This is a genomic window from Mycobacterium sp. SMC-21 (genome assembly GCF_045310825.1).
GTDB lineage: Bacteria > Actinomycetota > Actinomycetes > Mycobacteriales > Mycobacteriaceae > Mycobacterium.
This window is the reverse complement of record NZ_JBJIAO010000079.1, coordinates 1-4366: the sequence shown is the minus strand read 5'-3', so window position 1 is coordinate 4366 and position 4366 is coordinate 1. Positions and strand designations below refer to the sequence as shown.

Annotated in this window: 5 protein-coding genes; 1 reads left to right on the top strand and 4 read right to left on the bottom strand. The window is 64.7% G+C overall.

Annotated elements, in window-relative coordinates; all coding sequences use genetic code 11:
- Positions 1-137: 137 nt before the first annotated feature.
- A complete protein-coding gene (locus ACJH6H_RS29520) occupies positions 138-821 on the bottom strand; it encodes a hypothetical protein (RefSeq protein WP_244873010.1) in 684 nt (227 codons plus the stop codon).
- Positions 822-933: 112 nt separating this feature from the next.
- Between ACJH6H_RS29520 and ACJH6H_RS29515 the strand changes: the two genes are divergently transcribed.
- The gene (locus ACJH6H_RS29515; protein WP_061006250.1) at positions 934-1566 is read left to right on the top strand and encodes a TetR/AcrR family transcriptional regulator; all 633 of its coding nucleotides are present in this window, start codon (positions 934-936) and stop codon (positions 1564-1566) included.
- Here the strand turns inward: ACJH6H_RS29515 and ACJH6H_RS29510 are convergent.
- The 3 genes from ACJH6H_RS29510 to istA are packed head-to-tail and all read right to left on the bottom strand — an operon-like array spanning position 1517 to position 4240.
- Positions 1517-1798 carry a hypothetical protein gene (locus ACJH6H_RS29510; RefSeq protein WP_074368431.1) on the bottom strand — a complete coding sequence of 94 codons (282 nt, stop codon included), beginning with the start codon at positions 1796-1798 and terminating at the stop codon, positions 1517-1519. The genes ACJH6H_RS29515 and ACJH6H_RS29510 overlap by 50 nt on opposite strands.
- Positions 1791-2618 carry an IS21-like element helper ATPase IstB gene (istB, locus tag ACJH6H_RS29505; protein WP_061006249.1) on the bottom strand — a complete coding sequence of 276 codons (828 nt, stop codon included), beginning with the start codon at positions 2616-2618 and terminating at the stop codon, positions 1791-1793. The genes ACJH6H_RS29510 and istB overlap by 8 nt, the downstream gene beginning before the upstream one ends.
- Positions 2615-4240 carry an IS21 family transposase gene (gene istA / locus ACJH6H_RS29500; RefSeq protein ID WP_074368429.1) on the bottom strand — a complete coding sequence of 542 codons (1626 nt, stop codon included), beginning with the start codon at positions 4238-4240 and terminating at the stop codon, positions 2615-2617. Before istA ends, istB begins: the two co-directional genes overlap by 4 nt.
- Between the last annotated feature and the right edge of the window lie 126 nt (positions 4241-4366).

The following is a 4366-nucleotide window of genomic DNA, read 5'->3' as shown; positions in this document are numbered from 1 at the left end:
CTGATTTTGACTGCTGATTCGGGAGTCGTTTGATCACGAATTCGGGAGTCGTTGAGGGTGTAGGAGCTGCCAGATTGCTCACGAATATGGGAGTCATGGGGGCTGGCCGTGGCGTGCCGCCAACGTCGCTGTCTTGGTCAATGCTGACGAGGCATTCCCAGCGCTGTCCCAAGGATCCAGGCGAACAAGAAGGCCGGCATCGCCGTGATGGAGAGGCCCTGCAGGGAAAGGGGGCCGTCCTCGACGATGAATGCGGCGAGCAGAAGCGGGTGTACTGCGGCGCCGGCGATCGCAAGGTGTGCGGTGTACCGAGGCAGCACTCGATAGCGGTATACCGCGGCCGCGAACGAACCGAGCGCCACCACGGTGGGCAGCCCTGACATCGCCAACAGTCCAAAGGTCAAGTCGTAGAGCAGCGTTGACAGCTCGGCGGAGTATTGCCGATAGAGCAAGAGGTTGAAGGCGGTGAAGCCGCTGAGCAGCAGGATCACGCAGCCGAAGAAGCTGGCGGCAAAGCACGCTGGCAGAGTCGATCGCGCAGGCAGCCGATCGCGAAGATGCATCCACAGCGCGGCACCGAAGACGAACCACAGCGTGACACCCACGGTGTTGAGCAGCTGGGTCACGACCAGCTGAACATGGTGGTTGGTCGCCCATGCCGCCACATCGATGCCCGGAGTCTGGGTTTGCGGGTAGGACCAGATCGGATACACCGGCAAGGTCAGCGCCGGCAGCGCAAATCCGATCACGCCGCTCCATCGGATCACGCGTGCTGCGCTCCACCGTGTATCGCCGGCGCTCGTCACGGTGTTGTCGTTCACGGGGCGGCTCCTCATTCGGCAATCTGACCAATGGACAGTTTGTGAACTGCCCGTCAGCATGCCCGATCTGAGGAAACTTATCAATGGTCAGATTGCTCGGTAGGGTGCGCATATGGCGTCAACTGCGCAGTCGCGGCCGTATCACCACGGGCAGCTTGAACGGGCGGCGATCGATGGTGCGATCGAGGAGGTGGAGAGTGTCGGGGTTGCTGCGGTGAGCATGCGCCGCATCGCTCGTCGTGCTGGCGTGTCCCATTCAGCACTGGCCTATCAGTTCGGCGACAAGGCTGGCATCTTCACCGCGGTAGCCACCGAGGGGTTCGCCCTGCAGGCAGAGGTGATCGGTGCGGCCGCGACGGGCCCTGGCGGATTCCTGTCGGGCGGCCAGGCCTATGTGACATTCGCGCTCACCCACCGGGGCTACTTCGAGGTGATGTTCCGCCCTTACCTGTATCGCGGTGACGATCCGAAGTTGTTGGTGGCCAAGAACGCGGCGTTCGATGTCCTCTTTGGTTCGGCCCGATCCGGTTTGTCAGCTCACCGTTCGGAACCGGTCACCGATGAAGCTGTCCGTGCACTCGCCCTGGCGGGGTGGTCGCTGTCTCACGGGTTGGCCACGCTGGCGTTGACGGCCAACATCGCCGAGCAGATCGAGACGGACCCCTCGTTTCTGGCTTCGCAGATGATGCAGGGAGTTATCGCCTTGGCGGAATTGGCCAAACAGGTATCGACTGATCGGTCGTAACAACCGAGGACCGCAGCGCATGCGCGGTGAAGCTGATCTGGTCGATGAGCAGCGCGGCGTCATAGCCAGGGTGGTCATGGCCGGTGGCCCGTAGGTGTGCAGCCAGTAGCGCAGCGATGGAGTCGCTGCGCAGGAATTCATCAACGATGGTGAGCACTGCTGCGATGCTGTTCAGCTCACCGTCGCTGACCGCGGCGGGGTCCTTGACCGGCCCGTCGGGATCCTCAGTCACCGGGCGACTGGGTCTGATCGCTGCTCTTGGCGCGGGTGTGCGCCAGGCGGAAGGAGTCGGTACCGGTTTCGATGATGTTGCCGCCGAACGTGAGTCGGTCGACGATGGCTGCGCAGAGCCGTGGGTCGGTGAACGTTTTAGTCCACCCGGAGAAACTCTCGTTGGAGGCGATCGCCACCGAGGCCTTCTCTTCGCGTTCGGTGAGCACCTGGAACAGCAGCTCGGCGCCGCGGCGGTCGAGTTCCATGTAGCCCAGCTCGTCGACGCAGAGCAGATCAACGCGGCCGTAGCGGGCGATCGTCTTGGACAACTGTTTGTCGTCGGAGGCTTCGACGAGTTCATTGACCAGTTTGGTGGCCAGCGTGTACTTGACCCGGTAGCCGGCCATCGCCGCCTCGGTGCCCAACGCGATCAGCAGATGGCTCTTGCCGGTGCCCGAGTCGCCGATCAGACATAGCGGCAACCCTTTCTTGACCCATTCGCACTTGGCCAAGGTGTGCACGGTGGCGGCATCGACGTGCGGGTTGGCGCCGAAGTCCCAGGCCCGCAACGACTTATCACGGGGAAATCCAGCGCCTTTGATTCGTCGCGCAGCGCGGCGCCGGGCGCGGTCGTCGCATTCGGCCATCAAGAGCTCGGCCAGGAATCCGCGGTAGGACATCTGCTCGGCGACGGCCTCATCGGCCAGTTCGGTGAAGTTGGTGCGGATCGTGGGCAGGCGCAGCATCCGGCAGGCCTGTTCGACCGCGGCGTCAGCAGCTTGTTCGGTCAGTCCGCGCCGGTGCGGCAGGCTCGTACTCACAGAAGTGGTGGTGCTCATGGTGTGGCGGTGTCCTTCCTGGGGTTGCGCAGCAGAGTGTCGTAGGCCGCGACCGAGGGCAACGGCCGGGAATCGGTGGGCAGTGACGACAGCCGCCGCGCGGTCAACGACGCCACCGCCTCGGTGTCATCAGCGGTCGCCGGGTGTTCGTCGGAGTGTTCAGAGGTGTTGTCCTCAGCGGCCTTTCGCGCCTCCAGGACCACGGCATCAGCGGTCAGTGCCCCGGCGGCCAGAGCGCGCACCAACCCGATCACCACCAGCTCGTGGGGCAGGTGGCGGTGCGCCAGCAGCACGCCGATCAGTTCGCGAGTGCCGGCGGCGTCGCCGTGGGTCTTGCGTGCCGCGGCCCACCAGGCGTCGTGCACCGGGGTGAACCGTCCGGCGGCGCGGGCCTGCTCCAACGCCGTCGATCCCGGCAGAGCGCCGGGTTTGCGCAGCAGGATCTCCAGGTAGTGATCCAACTCCAGCCGGGTTTCGGCCTTACCTGGTAGGCGTTCATGGGTGGCGACCAGCTGGCGGTCGCAGTACACCTCCAGATGCGAGGCGTGCAGCTGCACCCGTACTTGGCGGCCGGCGAAGCGGACCGGCACCGAGTACCGGTTGGTGCGCACCGTGATCTGGCTGTGGCGATCCACCCGCAGGTTGAACCAGCGACCGGTCTCGAATGCAGCTTCCGGCAGCGGCACCAGCAGCGGGGCTTCGACGGTGAACAGTTCGCCGACGGTGCGGACCCGGGCACCGATCCGGCGGTCGAGGTCGTCGGCGTCCCATTTGTCGATCATGGCGTTGAGTTCGGCGATCGATTCGACCTGCGGGACCGGCACGAAGTGGTTGCGGCGAAACCAGCCGATCTGGCCTTCCACTCCGCCCTTCTCGTGAGCGCCCTCGATGCCGGGCTGACAGTAAAAAGCTTCTGCGGAGTAGTGCGAGCGAAACGCCACCCAGCGGTCGTTTTCAACCCGGTGCCGCGATAACCCCAGCACCGCCGAGACCGCCGATTTCAGGTTGTCGTACCGGATCCGGCCGAACGGCACCCCACCAAGCACCTCGAAGGCGTGCACGTGGCCCTCCAAGAAGGCTTCCTGCCCAGCAGACAGGAACGCCCGGTGCACGGCGCGGCCGGAGAATGACAGCCGCAGCGAGAACAACGTGCACGTGACCGGCTGCCCGCGCAGCTCGATCACCACATCGCCGAAGTCGACCTCCGCCTCATCGCCGGGACGGTGCGACTGCGGCACGAACACCTCAACCAGCGCCCGGCCGGACTCGGCCAGAATCTCCCCGCGGCGCACCGACACATACGCGCGCACCCGCGAGTACGACACGTCAGCCTGATGCTCCTCACGGAGGCGATCGAAGATCCGCTTGGCCGTGTGCCGCTGTTTGCGCGGCGCAGTCAGATCCGCGCGCAGCCAGCCGTCGATGACTTCGCGGTACTCATCGATCTTGCTGCCCCGCTCGGGGTAGTGCTTGCGCTCCGAGGGCCAGGCCGATCCCAGGGCTTTGTGCACCGTCGTCCACGACACCCGGTACTCACGCTGAATTGCCCGCGCTGACTTACCAGCGCGGGCATCTCGGCGGATCGCCGCATACAACTCCACCTTCGACCCCGAAGGCCGCACCCCGACATCACATCAATGCCACATGGACAGCCGGTGACTCCCGAATTCACAGTCAACGACTTCGCCGCAACATCATCGACTCCGAAATCCGTGATCAAACGACTCCCGAATCAGCGGTCAAAGTCA

Excerpts from the sequence above, each read along its gene's own strand:
- ACJH6H_RS29515 (WP_061006250.1), top strand. The coding sequence starts at position 934 with ATGGCGTCAACTGCGCAGTCGCGGCCGTATCACCACGGGCAGCTTGAA.
- istB (WP_061006249.1), bottom strand. The coding sequence starts at position 2,618 with ATGAGCACCACCACTTCTGTGAGTACGAGCCTGCCGCACCGGCGCGGA.